A 15,820-nucleotide genomic window follows, 5' to 3' on the forward strand; every position below is an offset into this window, starting at 1 on the left:
CGCGAGGGCCGCCAACTGGCCGACGATGTCCGCGCTCCACGGGCATCCGGCGAGGCGCTAAGGCGCAGCAGCTTCGGCGCTATCCACCTGTGCCTCGGCCAGGGGCTGCAGCCCGAACCGCCCGGCCATCGCCTGCTCCAGCCCCATTTCGCGCAGGATGGCGCGCAGCCGCTCAGCCGCGCTGCGCTTCTTCTGGCCGGTGTAACGCGCGATGATGAGCTCATTCTTCATGCTGTGCTCCCAGCCGACGAGCTCGGTCACCGTGACCTGGTAGCCGCTGGCCTCCAGGTACAGGCAGCGCAGCACGTTGGTGACCTGGCTGCCCAGCTCGCGCGTGTGCAAGGGGTGGCGCCACAGCTCGGCCAGCGGCGTGCGCGACAGCTGCAGCGCCTTGCCCTGGCGCAGGCAGGCCGCCATTTCGGCCTGACAGCAGGGCACCAGGACCATGGCGCGGGCACGCTTTTGCAGGCCGAAGGCGATGGCATCGTCGGTGGCGGTATCGCAGGCGTGCAGCGCGGTGACGATGTCGACCTGCTCAGGCAGTTCAGCGGCATCGGCCGATTCGGCCACCGACAGGTTCAGAAAGGACATGCGGCCAAAACCGAGCCGCTGGGCCAGCGCGCGCGCCTTGTCCACCAGCTCGCTGCGCGTCTCGATGCCATAGATGTGGCCGCGCGAGAGCGCCTTGAAATACAGATCGTAGAGGATGAAGCCCAAGTAGGACTTGCCCGCCCCATGGTCGGCCAGGCTGGGGCTGTGCCCTTCGGCCGACAGCTCGGTGAGCAGGGGCTCGATGAAGTTGAACAGGTGGTACACCTGCTTGAGCTTGCGCCGCGAATCCTGGTTGAGCCGACCATCGCGCGTTAGGATGTGCAGCTCCTGCAGCAGCTCCAGCGACTGGCCAGGGCGCAGCTCGGACAGCAGGTCGGCATGCGGCGCTGCCGCGCCCTTGCCCTTATTTGCAGGCTTGCTGGCTCCCGGTTTGTTGCGAGGCGCATTCATGCTGCACCTCCCGTCGCAGGCGCAGCCGTGCAGCCCGCACCGACCTGCAGAGCCCCCCACCCCGGCATGCCCAGTTTTTCAAGCACTTCGATATTGCGTTCGTAGATGGTCTCGGCCTCGGGAAAGACTTCCACCGCGCGGTCGATGCTTTCTTCGCGCAGCAGATGCAGTGTGGGGTACGGGGAGCGGTTGGTGCAGTTGGTCACGTCATCCACGCTGGTGCCGGCAAACTGGAACTGTGGATGGAAACTGGCGATCTGCAGCGTGCCGTCGAGTTCGAGTTCTTCGAGCAGAACGTCTGCCTCGCCGAGAAAATCGTTGAAATCCAGGAAATCCGCCAGCAGCGGCGTGGGCACAACAAGCAAGGTGGTGTCCCGGACGGCTGCCTCCATCCTCGCCAAAGCAAGCAGTTCTTCACGCAGATCGATGAGCAACTGCTGCGGATCAACGGCGGCACTCACCACGTAGTGGATCTGCCCCTTGGCGTGCACCCCCTTGGCAAAAGGGCACAGGTTCAGGCCGATGACGGCCCGCTCCAGCCATTGCACCGTGTCGCGAACGACCGGATGCGTGGCAAGCGAGGAAGAGACTTCGGTCGATGGCAAGGCCGCAGAAGAAAGGGATTTCATGCAAAGGCGCTGGGCGCGCGCGTGGGGTGGCTGGCAATTTTAACGGGCAGGCCCCAATCAGGTCTTTTGGTCCCCTTTCGACCCGATCCAGCGCCCATCCGTCAGTCGAGCAGGCGTTGCCCCGTCAGGCGCTCGTGCTCGCGCGCGGCGAAGCGGTCCGTCATGCCCGCGATGAAGTCGGCAATCGCCCGCGCCTTGACCGTGCCGTCACTGGTGCTGGCCTGCTGCGCAAAGGAGGGATTCATCTCCTGTGGCGCCTGCACATAGGCGGCGAAGAGGTCACGCACGATCTGCTGCGCACGCCCGGTGGTCTTCATCACCTGGGGGTGGCGGTACAGGTTCTTGAACAGGAAGCGCTTGAGCACCGTGGACTGCTCCCGCATGGAATCGCTGAACATCACCAGCGGCGCAGACCGCCGCACCGCGTCGGCGCTGTCCGGCGCCGCCTGCACCAGCGCTGCAGAGGTGGCGTCGATCACGTCGTACACCTGGGCGCTGAGCATGAGGCGGATGGCCTCGAACAGCAGGCGGCGGTGCATGGCGGCATCGTTCAGGTGCGGGTGCGCGGCCTGGGCCGCATGGCGGTACTGGTCGAACAGGGGCACCTCGAGCAGTTGCGCCAGGGTGATGAGGCCCGAGCGCACGCCATCATCAATGTCATGGGCGTTGTAGGCGATCTCGTCGGCGAGGTTGCACAGCTGGGCCTCCAGGCTGGGCTGTTCGCGGCGCAGGAAGCGCCCACCGACCCCACCGGGTTCCGCGTCTTCGAGCTGCTGTGCGTGTACACGCGAACAATGCTTGAGGATGCCCTCGCGCGTCTCGAAGCTGAGGTTCAGGCCGTCGAACTGGGGGTAGCGCTCCTCCAGCTTGTCCACGACCCGCAGGCTTTGCAGGTTGTGCTCGAATCCACCATGGTCGGCCATGCAGGTGTGTAGCGCATCCTGCCCGGCGTGGCCGAATGGGGTGTGGCCCAGGTCGTGCGCCAGCGAGATGGCCTCGACGAGGTCTTCGTCGATGCGCAGCGAGCGCGCAATCGACCGGCCCAACTGCGCGACTTCCAGCGAATGGGTCAGGCGCGTTCGGAACAGATCGCCTTCGTGGTTGAGAAAGACCTGGGTCTTGTAGACCAGCCGGCGAAACGCCGTGGAATGCACGATGCGGTCGCGGTCGCGCTGGTACTCCGTTCGGGTCGGTGCCGGCGCCTCAGGATACCGCCGCCCCCTGCTCTGCGACGACAGGCTGGCATAGGCGGCAAGACCGGCTCTACTGGTCAAAGTGCCTGTTGCCACTTGATAGGTAATGGTGCAACTGCGCGGACAGGACAGAGGCCCGCCACGCCGTTACCGGCAGCACGCATCAATCACCTCCCGGACCAACTTGTCGGGAGCGGCGCGGACAATCGCCTTGCCGGGACCATCGATGAGCACGAAGCGAATTTCACCCGCCTCGGATTTTTTGTCGATGCGCATGAGTTCCAGGTAACGGCCGGCATTGTCCGCCGCATCGAGCACCGGGCCCCTGGTGGGCAGACCCGCCCGCTCGATCAGTGCGACGAGCCGCTGCACGAATGCACCATCGACCAAGCCCAGCCGGAGCGAGAGTTCGGCTGCCATCACCATGCCGGCACCCACGCCTTCGCCATGCAGCCACACGCCATAGCCCATGCCCGCCTCGATGGCATGGCCAAAAGTGTGGCCGAAATTCAGGATGGCTCGCAGGCCTCCTTCGCGTTCGTCCTGGCTGACCACCCAGGCCTTGACCTCGCAGCTACGGCGCACGGCATGGGCCAGCGCGACCCGGTCACGGGCGCGCAGCGCATCCACAGAAGTTTCCAGCCACTGCATGAACTCCATGTCGGCGATGGGCCCGTACTTGAGCACTTCAGCCAGCCCAGCGCTCATCTCGCGCGCGCTCAGGGTGTCGAGCGTGGCCAGGTCGCAAACCACCAGCCGGGGCTGGTAGAACGCACCCACCATGTTCTTGCCCAGCGGGTGGTTGATGGCCGTCTTGCCCCCCACCGATGAGTCCACCTGCGCGAGCAAGGTGGTGGGGATCTGCACGAAGGGAACGCCCCGCATGTAGGTCGCGGCGGCAAAGCCGGTCATGTCGCCGATGACACCGCCACCGAGCGCAAACAGCACGGCCTTGCGGTCGCAGCCATGGGTCAGCAAGGCATCGAAGATGCGCTGGAGGGTCTCCCACCCTTTGAACTCCTCGCCATCCGGCAGTTGCACCGTGTGCACAACGGGGTAGCGCTTGCGCAATGCCTGCACCACAGCGGTCCCATACAAAGGGCCTACGGTTTCGTTGGTGACGACCAGCGCCGAAGTGCCGCTGGGCAGCTCGAGACCTTCTTGCAGGCCGCCAAGGAGGCCTGCACCGATTTCGATGTTGTAACTGCGATCTCCCAGATCAATGGAGACCATGTGGGAGACGATGCCTGCCGTGGGTGCGGGGCGAGAAGCGGGGGTCAGATCGACGGTTTCAGACATAAGCCCCTAGTTTACGCAGAATGCCAACGCCCCCGTCAAGGAGACAGCACGGGCGGCACTTTCCCATGGAAAAAGCCCCGTGGGTCAGGACCCACGGGGCTTTTAAATTTTCCTGCGAGGCGCTCAGCAGATCCGAGACCTTCGAATCCTGCCGAACGCCCTCTTGGACCCTGTCAAGGGCAAGCTGCCGTGTTGGCACCGATCTGCACAGACACCTGCTGGGTCACGGTGACCGTACCGCGGGTGGCCGTCACCAAGAACCTGGCATTGCACGATGCGGTGGGGGTGCCGCTGATCACGCCGCTGTTGCCCGTGCTGCCACCTCTCAAGCCTGCTGGCAAAGGAGTAGGAGCGAAAGTCCAAACTACAGGGTCCGTAGAATTTCCACCGGAAACCGACAGGCTGTACAGGTAGGCTTCACCGACATTCGCTGCAGGCAACGAACACACCGTGGTTCCCGTGCTCACACAGCCGTTCACTGTCAGGGGATTCGGCACTGAAGCACCAGCAGCTACCGTGAACTTCACATTGCCCGATGCCTTGGCACCAAGAGAATCGACCACCGTGATTACACCGGTGTACGAGCCGGGTCCCTGGGGCACGCCACTCACGATACCGTCATTGCTGATGGAAAGACCACTTGGCAGTGCAATGGCAGACCACGTATAGGGACCAACTCCCCCTTGAACAGGGAACACTGCGGCGAAAGGCAGGCCAACGACCGCGTCTTGGTCCGTTGGCGTGGGCAGGGTCAAGGGCGCCAAGGCCACGTTGTCCACGACAGGAACCGCATGAAGCGCTGTCACCGGATCCTGGATACCATTGGTGACGTCATTGTCAAACCGGTCGGTGACATATTCCAGCACGATGGAGCCATTGTTGGGGCCGCTTGCAAGTGAGAATAGCCCCACGCCACCAATCGTGCGCACCTGCAATACGCTACCCGACTGGTTTCCCTGCAGCAAGCGCGCACCCACTGCAGCCTGACCGATCGGACGAATGCTTACTTGAAGATTCGGAGCCGAAGGCGCGGGAATGGGTTGGTTCGCATCATCCATGACAAACGCCTGCACACCGATATTGTTCCGATAGGGCGCCCGACTAATGCTGTCTCGCGAAAGCAGAACGCCCGGCGCTTCAGCAATACCTGTGACGCTGGAGACCTTGCCTGTCGCAGCACCCACCACAATATCCACGCTCGCGCTATAAACCCGCTTATCACGAGGATCAGTCACCGAGCACACCACGCGCGCTGTCCCTGCCTGGTCGCTGGAGTGGAAGTGGAAGGAAGCACCGCCAGCATTGGCGCCGAGAACCACTGCACGATATGCCAACGCATTTCCATCGTCGTCTTCATGCTCACTATCACCATCCAGATAATACAAGGCACCAGAATCCAAACCCTGTACGATATTACAGGCGAAGATATCTTCGCCACCAGGAATCGCATTGGAACCTACGCGCGCATCCACATACAAGGTGGTGGTGTAAGGAGCAAACGCGCCTGTGTTAGCCCTTACATGAGCGATATTTATAGGGAGTTGAGACTTCGCAGTGCTCAAAGTGATGCGGTATTGGAGATTGGACTCTCCTCCGCTCCCCCCACCGCCACCACAAGCCGCCAGTAAGGCTGCAGCGGAAGAGAGGAGAAAGGTCTTCCATAATTTTTTCATTTTCTTTCCCATTTCAAAAAAACTTTAGCGGAATGCCGAGCGATCGGTGATGACTTTTGGCGTGATGAAAATCAGCATTTCCTGCTTGTTGGCTGATTTCGTGCGTGTTTTGAAAAGATTCCCCACACCCGGAATATCGCCCAACAGTGGGACCTTGGTCTCCGTATTGTCCTCAAACAACTCAAAAATACCACCAATCACAACAGTTCCACCATTCTCCACCAGCACTTGTGTCTTGATGTGTTTGGTGTTGATTGCCCGGACATTGTTCAGCACTTCACCAGGGCTGTCCTTGTTGACATCCAGATCAAGAATGATGTTTCCTTCGGGAGTGATCTGAGGGAGCACTTCCAATTTAAGAACAGCCTTCTTGAACGCAATCACAGTACCGCCGTTGGGCGCAGTTACCGGATAAGGAAACTCCGTACCTTGCTCAATGGATGCCTTGGTCTGGTCCGCAGTCACAACCCGGGGGCTGGATACGATCTTACCTTTGCCATCTGCCTCCAAAGCAGAAATCTCAAGATTCAAAAACCGATTGGCAGCCGAGTTGAAAATAGATATAGCAAAACTGGATGGATCGTAGCCGCCAATGGCAGTCGCAGGCAGATTGACAAAGTTACCATTTGTGTTGACAGCACCACCAGCGGACGTAGAGGCTACTGCATTGCTGTAATTGGTGCCAAATCCAATCCGGTTGCCGCTGGTTCCCAACGAGTATCCGCCATCTCCACCGCGAGCGGCGCGAAGGTCTGTAGCCCCGAGACGCACACCAAGAGAGCGCCCGAAAGTGTCCGATGCCTCCACAATACGCGCTTCGATCATTACCTGGCGGACCGCCACATCCAAGGTGGAGAGAAGCTGTCGCACCTCTTCCAGCTTATTGGCCGTATCCGTCACGAACAGTTGATTGGTCCGGGGTTCGGCAATTGCACTCCCACGCTCGCTCAGAAATCGATTGGAGGTGCTACCACCACCACTAGCCGTGGTGGAAAGTTGCACCACCATATCCACCGCCTTTGCATAGTTCATCTGGAATGCCTGGGTTCTGAGAGGCTCCAGCTTCTGGATGGCCAACGCGGCTTCGAAGTCCTTCTTGGTCCGGTCATCGATTTCGTCTTTGGGAGCGATCCAGAGCACCGAGCCGTTTTTTCTCATTCCAAGGCCCTTGGCGTCCATGATGATCTGCAGAGCCTGATCCCAAGGAACATCCTTGAGTCGCAACGTCAGCGCACCCGTGACGGTGTCAGAGGTCACGATATTGAAATTGGTGAAATCGGCAATCACCTGCAGCAATGAACGGACTTCAATGTTCTGAAAATTGAGCGACAGCTTTTCACCACTGTAGCCAGGCCCCTGGGTTAGTTTGGTCAAATCGACCTTTTTCTGGCGCACTTCGATCACGAACTGATTGTCGCTTTGGTAAGCACTGTGCTCCCACTCGCCCACCGGTTCGATCACCATGCGGACTCGCTCACCCTGCTGGGTGGTCGATATGATCTGTACGGGGGTCCCAAAGTCCGTGACATCCAGGCGCCTGCGCAAGCCTTCAGATAGGGAGGACTTCAGGAAATCAACCGTCAAGCCCTTACCAACGGGCCGCAGATCCACGCCAACTTGGTTGCTGGGCAGCGTCACGACAACCCTGCCTGAGCCATCCGCACCACGGCGAAAATCAACATCCTTGATAGCCATTACTTCAGCATTTGCGCTTTCTGCAAAACTCACTGGCTGCGAGGTGGTCGCGGCCGCTGGAGCCGCAGTGGTATCTAGATAAACCAGCACGGACTTGCCTTGAAGTTCCGTACGGTACGAAGACGCCTGCTTCAAATTCAGCACCACCCTTGACCGTCCAGGGGCCTGCACCAGATTGGCCGAACGGATATTTCCCTGATTGATCTGCACTGTCGATTTACCTAAGGCACTGGTCGTGTCAGGAAAATCCAAGGCAATGCGAGCAGGCGATTGAATCACGAAGCCGGTTGGCAATACTGCCACTGGCTCTGAAAAATCAATGCGGACAATCTCGACTCCGCCTTGCATCGCACCCGAGATATTTTCAATGGAGCCTTGCGCCCACGCCAGCGAAGACACTGCAACAGACGCCGCAAAAAGTGCGCTTCGATTAAAAAATCGCACCATACCAAAACTGTTCTGCTTCATTTTTTCACCCCTTCTTGCAACTCAAGCGACGTCGTACGTTCAATCCAGTCCCCAGTCGCATCCTGCACGATCTCACGCAGTTGAATGGCTGTTTCATTGATGGACGTGATTCGTCCATAACTCTGCCCAAGGTACTGCCCAACCGTGACCTGGTACAGCAACTTGTCGGCCGTGACCAAGGCGGCTGGTTGGCCTTTCTTTTGCAGACTGCCAACCATCTTGATGGTGTCCAGCGGATACGCCTCCAAGGGTTCTTTGCGGCGCGCCATCTCTGGTGCAATCAACGCCGCGTTGGAGGCGAGTTGCGACGAATCCCTGCGCAAAGCCTGTGTCAGCTTCAGAGGATTGAAAGGCTCCAGCTGCGCATCTGCCGTATAGGCCTCAGGCCTGAATTGTTTGGGCTCTGTGATCGGAGTGACGCGGGACTTGGCCTGAGCGCGCTCTTCACTGATCCACTGCCGCACTTCATCTTCACCGGACGCAACGCAACCCGTCAGCACCGCAATACAGGCCAGAATCAAACTGCTTTTAAGCGCTCTCATTTTGCAGGTCCCTTCGCCGCCGTCTTGCGTTGGGCTTGAATTTCCTCAGTATCCAGATAGCGGAAGGTCCGCGCTGTGGCGTCCATGATCAAAACACCGTTGGCCATGTCTCGGTCTTTATCTTTTCCCTGCGGCATACTAATTGCCACATCATTCAAAGTGACGATACGCGACAAATGAGCAATATCTGAAGCAAATGCTCCCATATCGTGGTATCTACCTGTAACCCGAACGGCGATAGGCAGCTCTGCATAATATTCGCGCACAACGACCTGCCCTGGCCGAAACAGCTCGAATTGCAAGCTACGCCCCAAGCCAGACTGGTTGATATCAGAAAGAAGCGCGGCCATCTCCGCCTTGCTGGGCAGTTGTTTTTCTAACTGGATAACGTATTGCTGGACCTGCTCGCGCTGCTTCTTCAATGCATCCAGGCTTACTGCCTTTTGGAGCTTCTTTTTGTAATCCTCGCGCAGTGTCAACTCGGTCGCCTTTTCCGTCTGCAATTCTGTCTCGTAGTCCGTCAGCTTGATGAACCAGAGCGCAGCAGCAACCGCTATAGCAATGAATAAACACAGGAGGAACCGCGGAAGCGGCGGCCACAGCGAAGGGTCCTTTGTGTCCAGATTGGTGAACTGGCGCTGCAGATTTGCAAACTGCTCAGACACGTCGACTTTTTGAACTTTGTTTTTTGCCATGGGTCAGCCTTTAGCAGAGCTTGCCGCTGTTTCCATCGCCTTGCGGGCTTCGCTGGATTTCACCAATTGGAAGCGCAGATTGAATGACGCCACCCGACGGGTATCGCGTGGAGTCAACGCCACGTTGCTAGCCACGATCTCAACCAGCTCAGGCTTGGACAACCAGGGCGTGTTGTTGGAAAGATTGCGCAGCATTTCCGAGATGCGCTCGTTGGACTGCGCAACGCCCTTGATTTCGATCGACTGGTTGGTCTGCTTCAAACTTGTCACATACACCCCGTCAGGCAGTTGCTTGACCAGCTCCGTCAACAAGTGAACCGGCAGATTGCGGTCCGCCTGCAGATCTTCCACGGCTTTCTGGCGGGCGCGCAGCGCAGCGATTTCTTCTTCGATCGTGGCGATTTCCTTGATCTGGCCCTCAAGCACCTGAATTTCAGCCTTGAGAACCCCATTTTTGGCCTGCTGGTCCGCAATCAGCGTTTGCAGAACCCAGTAAATCAGCCCGGCGATCAGCAAGCCGACGATGGCAGAAGCCACCATCGTCGCCTGAAATCCTTCGCGGCGGCGCTTTCTGGCGGCTTCCCGGTGGGGGAGTAAGTTAATCAATATCACTGCAGGAACCTCCGCATGGCAAGGCCGCACGACGTCAGATAGGACGGCGCCTCGCGCACCATCTTCTTGAGCCGTACCGAGCTTCCGATTTCCATGCCATCAAAAGGATTGGCCAGACTGCAGGCGAAACCTGTTTGCTGGGTGACCGCTTCCGTCAAGCCGGGCAGCGGAGCAGAACCGCCCGCCAACACGATGTGATCGATGCGGTTGTGCGGCGTGCTGGTGAAAAAGAATTGCAATGCCCGGGCGATTTCCTGGGCCATGTTGTCCACAAAGGGCCGCAACACCGCTGCCTGGTAATCCTCGGGCAGATCGCCGTTGCGCTTCTTGTTCTCGGCCTCTTCGACCGAAAAACCATACTGCCGGACAATCAATTGGGTCAGTTGCGCGCCGCCGAATGCCTGGTCGCGGTCATACACCACCTCGTCATTGCGAATGACCTGCATGCTGGTGGTCACGGCGCCCACCTCGAACAATGCCACCAGGGCGTCCGTACCCTTGTTGGGCAAGGCTTCGATCAGGCGGCTGGCCGCCAAGCGGGAGGCATTCGATTCAATGTCCACCACCACCGGCTTGAGCCCGGCGGCTTCTGCCAGCCCCTGCCGGTCCTGCACTTTTTCCTTGCGGGATGCGGCAATGAGCACTTCCACATCACCCGGGGAACTCTTGCTGGGTCCTATGACACAAAAGTCCAGACTCACCTCGTCCAGAGAGAAAGGAATGTACTGATTTGCTTCAGACTCCACCTGCACTTCCAGTTCCTGCTCGGTCATGCCGCCAGGCAGCGTGATCTTTTTGGTGATCACGGCCGAGGGCGGTAAAGCGAGCGCCACATTTTTGGTGCGGGTGCCGCTTTTCTTGACGAGGCGACGCAGGGCTTCCGCCACTTCGTCGAATTTTTCGATATTGCCATCGGTGATCCAGCCGCGTTCCAGCGGCTCGATGGCGCAGCGCTCAAGGACCAGGCCTCCCGCCTTGTCCCGCCCCAACTCGACCAACTTGACGCTGGATGAGCTGATGTCGATACCCAGCAGAGGCGCAGCCTGGCGACTGAACAAAGATCCCGTTGAGATCAAGATGGGTCCCCTGTAACTTGTCTAAATGACGCAACAAAACTTAACACTTCACATGAATGCTATCAGTAAGATAGTTCACCGGCAAAGAATTTTCCCCATCTGATCTGTTCGAAGCGTTGCCAAAACCACACGATCTCCTGAGTGGCTTCTGCGCAATTGCAAGACCGCAAAGCGGCCGCCATGACCGTTGGTCGGGGCCTTTTGGTCGTTTGCACTGAAAGAGGCTCCGACATTTTTATAATGCAGGCTCCACCAATCGGAGCGATATGCCGCCGCCCTCTTCTTCTCAGCAAAAGCCAACCGACCCTTCGACTGCCGCTTCCGCGCCCTCCCGCCCCACCTGGCTTCGCTGGTTGATTCGCTTCGTGCTGTGGACCACGGGTCTCGCCGTCGCGGGCGTGCTCGGGCTGCTGCTGACCATTGCGGTGGCGCTGTCGGTGGCCTACCCCAACCTGCCGGACATCTCCGATCTGGCGGACTACCGCCCCAAACTGCCTCTGCGGGTCTACTCCTCCGAGGGCGCGTTGCTGGGTGAATTCGGCGAAGAGCGACGCAACCTCACGCCCATCCAGGAGATCCCCAAGGTCATGAAGGACGCGGTGCTGGCCATTGAAGATTCGCGCTTCTTCCAGCATGGGGGTGTGGACTACAAGGGTGTGATTCGCGCCGCTCTGGCCAATCTGGGCCGCGTCAAAAGCCAAGGGGCTTCGACTATCACAATGCAGGTGGCGCGCAATGTTTATCTGTCCTCAGAAAAAACATTTACTCGCAAAATTTACGAAATATTACTGACATTCAAGCTGGAGCATATGTTGACCAAGGACCAGATCCTTGAGATTTACATGAACCAGATTTACCTGGGCAACCGCGCCTATGGATTTTCTGCGGCTGCAGAGGCTTACTTCGGCAAACCACTTAAATCCATTTCGATTGCCGAAGCAGCCATGCTAGCCGGCCTGCCCAAGGCGCCTTCAGCCTACAACCCCATCAGCAACCCCAAGCGTGCCCGCTCGCGCCAGCTGTACATCATCGAGCGCATGGAAGAAAACGGCTTCATCACCGCGCAGGAAGCCATCGCCGCCAAGAAGGAAGACCTCAAGATCCGCAGCGGCCCGGATGCCACCCGCATCCATGCCGAGTACGTGGCCGAAATGGCGCGCCAGCTCATTTTCACGCAGTATGGCAACGAGGCCTACACCCGGGGCCTGAACGTGTACACCACCCTGAATGCGGGGGAGCAGGAAGCCGCCTACACCGCACTGCGCCGAGGCATCATGGACTACGAGCGCCGCCAGCAGTACCGCGGCCCCGAAAAATTCGTGGCACTGCCCACCACCGCCCAGGACGTCGAAGATGCTGTGGACGATGCCCTGGCCAACCACCCCGACAACGGTGACGTGCTGGCGGCCGTGGTTCTGGAAGCCGGGCCGCGCAAGATCGTTGCCGCCCGGGCCAATGGCGACAATCTGGAGATCACGGGTGACGGCCTCAAGCCCGCCCAGTCCGGCCTGAGCGACAAGGCACCTCCCAATATCAAGATCCGCCGCGGCGCCGTGATCCGCGTGGTCAAGACCCCCAAGGGCGCCTGGGAGATCACCCAGTTGCCCGAGGTCGAGGGCGCCTTCGTGGCGCTCGACCCGCGCAACGGCTCCATCCGCGCGCTGGTGGGTGGCTTCGACTTCGACAAGAACAAGTTCAACCATGCGGCCCAGGCCTGGCGCCAGCCCGGCTCCAGCTTCAAGCCGTTCATCTACTCGGCGGCGCTGGAAAAGGGCTTCACCCCGGCTACGGTGATCAACGACGCCCCGCTGTTCTTCGACGCGGGCACCACCGGCGGCCAGCCATGGGAACCCAAGAACTACGACGGCAAGTACGACGGCCCCATGACCATGCGCACGGGCCTTGCGAAGTCCAAGAACATGATCTCCATCCGCATCCTGCAGGCCGTGGGCCCCAAGACCGCGCAGGAATGGGTATCGCGCTTTGGATTCGATGCCGAGAAGCACCCCGCCTACCTGACCATGGCCCTGGGCGCAGGCTCGGTCACACCGCTGCAGATGGCTTCGGCCTACTCGGTGTTCGCCAACGGCGGCTACCGCGTGAACCCCTGGCTGATCGCCAAGGTCACCGACCACAAGGGTCGCGTCATTTCCGAAGTCACGCCACCGGCCGTGTCCGAACTGCCGCGCGCCATCGACGCACGCAACGCCTTCGTGATGAACAGCCTGCTGCAGGAGGTCACCCGCTCCGGCACGGCCGCACGCGCGCAGGGCACCCTGAAGCGCCCGGACATCGGCGGCAAGACGGGCACCACCAACGATTCGGTGGACGCCTGGTTTGCCGGTTACCAATCGACCATCGCCGCAGTGACCTGGATCGGCTACGACACGCCGCGCAACCTGGGCAGCCGCGAAACCGGCGGCGGCCTGAGCCTTCCGGTGTGGATCAGCTTCATGGAACGCGCGCTCAAGGGCGTTCCCGTGAGCGAGCCGGTCGTGCCACCCGGCGTGGTCAACGTCGGTGGAGAATGGTTCTACGAGGAATATGCGCGCAACGCAGGCATTGCCAGCGTCGGACTGGAGGAACAGCAGCGCACCACCGGCGGACCTGATGTGGCGCCGCATGCGCCGCCACCGACGGAAGAGCGCAACCGCATACTCGACCTGTTCCGCAACTGAGCGCCACCGCTTGAGATCAAGGGCCGCCGCGTGCGGCCCTTTTCCATTGCGCGCGGCTGGTTCGCGCGCGTCAGGCGGAAAAGGCCAGCGGCATCCCCGACTGGGTGCGCGCATCCTCGGTCAGCCGCGCAAAGAACTCGCCGCCCCCCTTGGTGTCCTGCCAGGCCGAGCCATCGAACTTGTAATGGTAGCCACCCGACTTCGCAGCCATCCACACCTCGTGCAGCGGTTTTTGCAGGTTGATGACGATCTGGCTGCGGTTCGCGAAACTCAGCGTGATCATGCCGCCCGAGCGCTGGTTGTCGATGTCGGCGTCCGTGGTGTCATTGAGTTCATCGCAACTGCGCTCAACGGCCGCCAGCAGTTTCTCGGCATGGTCCTGGAATTCAAGGTCAGTCATTACAATTCGCGCATGTTGAAAGCATCCCAAATTCTAGTCAGGACGCTTGTCCTTGCTGCCAGTGCGGCGGCCATCACGGGTTGCGGTCAGCGCGGCCCGCTGTTCCTGCCCTCCGGTCCTGCGGCCGCGCAGCGCGCCACCCTGCCCGAAACCCTCACGCCTGGCGCCGCTCCCTCGACGGCCACATCAGCGCCCCAGCCCCCCGCTTCTACGGCACGCTGACCCCGTCCGTCTTCGGGAACCGGGCATCCACCGGCCCTTGATTGCCAATGGCTTGATTTCCATCAAGCCGCCTGACCATGTGCCGTCCTACAGTCGGTTTTTCACTGCACTGCAGCATTGCCATGGCCATCGAACTGTACCGAGACAAGAACCACGCCTGCCTGATGTTCACCGATCTGATCGAGGAGGATGGCCAGGCGGTACAGGCCAACCAGTTCCTGATCGTCGACGACGGCACCGGGGCCATCATCGACCCCGGCGGCAACCTCGCATTCAACGAGCTGTTCATGGGCATGACCCAGCACTTCCCGCCGCACAAGCTGTCCTACCTGATCGCCTCGCACGCCGACCCGGACATCATCGCCTCGCTGGACCGCTGGATGACCAGCACCAAGGCCTCACTGGTGATCTCGCGCGTCTGGGAGCGCTTCGCACCGCACTTCACCAAGGTCGGCAAGACCGAGAACCGGGTGATCGGCGTACCCGACAGCGGCGGCCGGCTGCCACTGGGCCGCAGCGAGCTGATGCTGCTGCCCGCGCATTTCCTGCACTCCGAAGGCAATTTCCACTTCTACGACCCCATCAGCCGCATCCTGTTCACGGGCGACCTGGCCGTATCGATGACCTCGGGCGCGCAAGCGGGTATTCCCGTCACCGACCTGGCCGCGCACATTCCGCGCATGGAGGGCTTCCACCGCCGCTACATGGTCTCCAACAAGATCCTGCGGCTGTGGGTGCGCATGGCGCGGCAGTTGGACATTGCCATGCTCGTGCCGCAGCATGGCGCGCCCATCCTGGGCAAGAAGGCCATCAACGACTTCTTCGACTGGGTGGAGAACCTGATGTGCGGCATCGACCTCTTCGACGACCGCGCCTACCAGATCCCGACGGCCTTCATCGACCCCGTCACCCGGCAGATGCGGCCTGCGCTGCGTGCCGTCGGCTGAGACGCCGCTAGCGCTGCGCAGCGGCACCTTGCCGCGCTGCTGCGACGCCGGCAGCCGCCTTGGCTGCCCGCTTGCGCAAGGCCTGCCACACCCGCCAGCCCAGCAGCACCGCCAGGATGGCCGCGTACACCGCCACCTCGCCGAAGTTGTTCTTGCCAGCGCGCATCCAGAAGAAGTGCAGGATCGCCAGGCCCGCCACGGCATACACCGTGCGGTGCAGCACCTGCCAGCGCTTGGCACCCAGCGCGCGGATGGCGCGGTTGAACGAGGTGGCCGCCATCAGGGTGAGCAGCACGAACGCCAGGAAACCCACCAGGATGAAAGGCCGCTTGGCAATGTCCACGGCAATGTCGTTTACCTCGAAGCCCATGTCGAACCAGCTGTAGCTCAGCAGGTGCAGCAGTGCATAGAAGAACACGAACACCCCCAGCATGCGCCGAAAGCGTGCCAATTGGGGCGTGGACGTCATGACGCGGACAGGCGTCACCGCCAGCACCAGGCACAGCGCACGCAGGGTCCAGTCACCCGTGGCGCGGATCAGCGCCTCGGCCGGATTCGCACCCAGTTGGTTGGCCACGGCGGCATACACCAGCCACGCCAGCGGCAGCAGGCACAGCACGAACACCACAGGCTTGGCCAAGGGGTGGAGCAGGAACTTTCGCATGGCGGCGAAGGGGTCGGTTTCTGGC

At 60.5% G+C, this 15,820-nt stretch carries 15 protein-coding genes; 3 read left to right on the forward strand and 12 right to left on the reverse strand.

The window, feature by feature from the left end:
* Positions 1-57: 57 nt before the first annotated feature.
* The 10 genes from ACSQ9E_RS24230 to ACSQ9E_RS24275 all read right to left on the reverse strand — a co-directional run bounded on the left by ACSQ9E_RS24230 (position 58) and on the right by ACSQ9E_RS24275 (position 10,884).
* The gene (locus tag ACSQ9E_RS24230; protein ID WP_436219393.1) at positions 58-1,002 is read right to left on the reverse strand and encodes a class I SAM-dependent methyltransferase; all 945 of its coding nucleotides are present in this window, start codon (positions 1,000-1,002) and stop codon (positions 58-60) included.
* Positions 999-1,631, reverse strand: coding sequence for a DUF1415 domain-containing protein (locus tag ACSQ9E_RS24235; RefSeq protein WP_436219394.1), 633 nt, complete (start codon positions 1,629-1,631; stop codon positions 999-1,001). Before ACSQ9E_RS24235 ends, ACSQ9E_RS24230 begins: the two co-directional genes overlap by 4 nt.
* Positions 1,632-1,732: 101 nt before the next feature.
* Complete coding sequence (locus tag ACSQ9E_RS24240) at positions 1,733-2,905, reverse strand: deoxyguanosinetriphosphate triphosphohydrolase (RefSeq protein ID WP_436219395.1); 1,173 nt, start codon at positions 2,903-2,905, stop codon at positions 1,733-1,735.
* Between the two features lie 66 nt (positions 2,906-2,971).
* On the reverse strand, positions 2,972-4,057 hold the full coding sequence (gene aroB / locus ACSQ9E_RS24245; RefSeq protein ID WP_436220259.1) for a 3-dehydroquinate synthase: 1,086 nt from the start codon (positions 4,055-4,057) through the stop codon (positions 2,972-2,974).
* Between the two features lie 239 nt (positions 4,058-4,296).
* Positions 4,297-5,808 carry an Ig domain-containing protein gene (locus ACSQ9E_RS24250; protein WP_235514769.1) on the reverse strand — a complete coding sequence of 504 codons (1,512 nt, stop codon included), beginning with the start codon at positions 5,806-5,808 and terminating at the stop codon, positions 4,297-4,299.
* A 12-nt stretch (positions 5,809-5,820) separates the two neighbouring features.
* The gene (gene pilQ / locus ACSQ9E_RS24255; protein WP_157412664.1) at positions 5,821-7,959 is read right to left on the reverse strand and encodes a type IV pilus secretin PilQ; all 2,139 of its coding nucleotides are present in this window, start codon (positions 7,957-7,959) and stop codon (positions 5,821-5,823) included.
* Positions 7,956-8,501 (reverse strand): pilus assembly protein PilP, encoded by a 546-nt coding sequence (locus ACSQ9E_RS24260; RefSeq protein WP_057205113.1) that lies wholly within the window; start codon positions 8,499-8,501, stop codon positions 7,956-7,958. The genes pilQ and ACSQ9E_RS24260 overlap by 4 nt, the downstream gene beginning before the upstream one ends.
* The gene (locus ACSQ9E_RS24265; protein ID WP_057205116.1) at positions 8,498-9,196 is read right to left on the reverse strand and encodes a type 4a pilus biogenesis protein PilO; all 699 of its coding nucleotides are present in this window, start codon (positions 9,194-9,196) and stop codon (positions 8,498-8,500) included. The genes ACSQ9E_RS24260 and ACSQ9E_RS24265 overlap by 4 nt, the downstream gene beginning before the upstream one ends.
* Positions 9,197-9,199: 3 nt before the next feature.
* Positions 9,200-9,808: a PilN domain-containing protein gene (locus ACSQ9E_RS24270; RefSeq protein ID WP_057205118.1), complete on the reverse strand. Its 609-nt coding sequence runs from the start codon at positions 9,806-9,808 to the stop codon at positions 9,200-9,202.
* Positions 9,805-10,884: a pilus assembly protein PilM gene (locus tag ACSQ9E_RS24275; RefSeq protein ID WP_057205121.1), complete on the reverse strand. Its 1,080-nt coding sequence runs from the start codon at positions 10,882-10,884 to the stop codon at positions 9,805-9,807. The genes ACSQ9E_RS24270 and ACSQ9E_RS24275 overlap by 4 nt, the downstream gene beginning before the upstream one ends.
* Positions 10,885-11,150: 266 nt before the next feature.
* Here ACSQ9E_RS24275 and ACSQ9E_RS24280 point away from each other — a divergent pair, with 266 nt between their 5' ends.
* On the forward strand, positions 11,151-13,562 hold the full coding sequence (locus ACSQ9E_RS24280; RefSeq protein ID WP_436219396.1) for a penicillin-binding protein 1A: 2,412 nt from the start codon (positions 11,151-11,153) through the stop codon (positions 13,560-13,562).
* A 70-nt stretch (positions 13,563-13,632) separates the two neighbouring features.
* Here ACSQ9E_RS24280 and cyaY read toward each other — a convergent pair whose 3' ends face one another.
* The gene (gene cyaY, locus ACSQ9E_RS24285; RefSeq protein ID WP_057205126.1) at positions 13,633-13,962 is read right to left on the reverse strand and encodes an iron donor protein CyaY; all 330 of its coding nucleotides are present in this window, start codon (positions 13,960-13,962) and stop codon (positions 13,633-13,635) included.
* A 12-nt stretch (positions 13,963-13,974) separates the two neighbouring features.
* Between cyaY and lptM the strand changes: the two genes are divergently transcribed.
* Both lptM and ACSQ9E_RS24295 read left to right on the forward strand, forming a co-directional pair.
* Positions 13,975-14,184, forward strand: coding sequence for an LPS translocon maturation chaperone LptM (gene lptM / locus ACSQ9E_RS24290; protein WP_436219397.1), 210 nt, complete (start codon positions 13,975-13,977; stop codon positions 14,182-14,184).
* Positions 14,185-14,306: 122 nt separating this feature from the next.
* A complete protein-coding gene (locus tag ACSQ9E_RS24295; protein WP_436219398.1) occupies positions 14,307-15,131 on the forward strand; it encodes an MBL fold metallo-hydrolase in 825 nt (274 codons plus the stop codon).
* A gap of 7 nt (positions 15,132-15,138) precedes the next feature.
* On the opposite strand, the gene ACSQ9E_RS24300 is transcribed toward ACSQ9E_RS24295, so the two are convergent.
* Positions 15,139-15,795 (reverse strand): sulfite oxidase heme-binding subunit YedZ, encoded by a 657-nt coding sequence (locus ACSQ9E_RS24300; RefSeq protein WP_436219399.1) that lies wholly within the window; start codon positions 15,793-15,795, stop codon positions 15,139-15,141.
* Between the last annotated feature and the right edge of the window lie 25 nt (positions 15,796-15,820).

Source organism: Acidovorax sp. LjRoot118 (genome assembly GCF_964253575.1).
In the GTDB taxonomy this organism is placed as follows: Bacteria; Pseudomonadota; Gammaproteobacteria; order Burkholderiales; family Burkholderiaceae_C; genus Acidovorax.

What these genes read in the sequence shown, in the direction of transcription:
- ACSQ9E_RS24230 (WP_436219393.1), bottom strand. Translation starts at nt 1,002, where the DNA reads ATGAATGCGCCTCGCAACAAACCGGGAGCCAGCAAGCCTGCAAATAAG.
- ACSQ9E_RS24235 (WP_436219394.1), bottom strand. Translation starts at nt 1,631, where the DNA reads ATGAAATCCCTTTCTTCTGCGGCCTTGCCATCGACCGAAGTCTCTTCC.
- aroB (WP_436220259.1), bottom strand. Translation starts at nt 4,057, where the DNA reads ATGGTCTCCATTGATCTGGGAGATCGCAGTTACAACATCGAAATCGGT.
- ACSQ9E_RS24250 (WP_235514769.1), bottom strand. Translation starts at nt 5,808, where the DNA reads ATGGGAAAGAAAATGAAAAAATTATGGAAGACCTTTCTCCTCTCTTCC.
- pilQ (WP_157412664.1), bottom strand. Translation starts at nt 7,959, where the DNA reads ATGAAGCAGAACAGTTTTGGTATGGTGCGATTTTTTAATCGAAGCGCA.
- ACSQ9E_RS24260 (WP_057205113.1), bottom strand. Translation starts at nt 8,501, where the DNA reads ATGAGAGCGCTTAAAAGCAGTTTGATTCTGGCCTGTATTGCGGTGCTG.
- ACSQ9E_RS24265 (WP_057205116.1), bottom strand. Translation starts at nt 9,196, where the DNA reads ATGGCAAAAAACAAAGTTCAAAAAGTCGACGTGTCTGAGCAGTTTGCA.
- ACSQ9E_RS24280 (WP_436219396.1), top strand. Translation starts at nt 11,151, where the DNA reads ATGCCGCCGCCCTCTTCTTCTCAGCAAAAGCCAACCGACCCTTCGACT.
- cyaY (WP_057205126.1), bottom strand. Translation starts at nt 13,962, where the DNA reads ATGACTGACCTTGAATTCCAGGACCATGCCGAGAAACTGCTGGCGGCC.
- lptM (WP_436219397.1), top strand. Translation starts at nt 13,975, where the DNA reads ATGTTGAAAGCATCCCAAATTCTAGTCAGGACGCTTGTCCTTGCTGCC.
- ACSQ9E_RS24295 (WP_436219398.1), top strand. Translation starts at nt 14,307, where the DNA reads ATGGCCATCGAACTGTACCGAGACAAGAACCACGCCTGCCTGATGTTC.
- ACSQ9E_RS24300 (WP_436219399.1), bottom strand. Translation starts at nt 15,795, where the DNA reads ATGCGAAAGTTCCTGCTCCACCCCTTGGCCAAGCCTGTGGTGTTCGTG.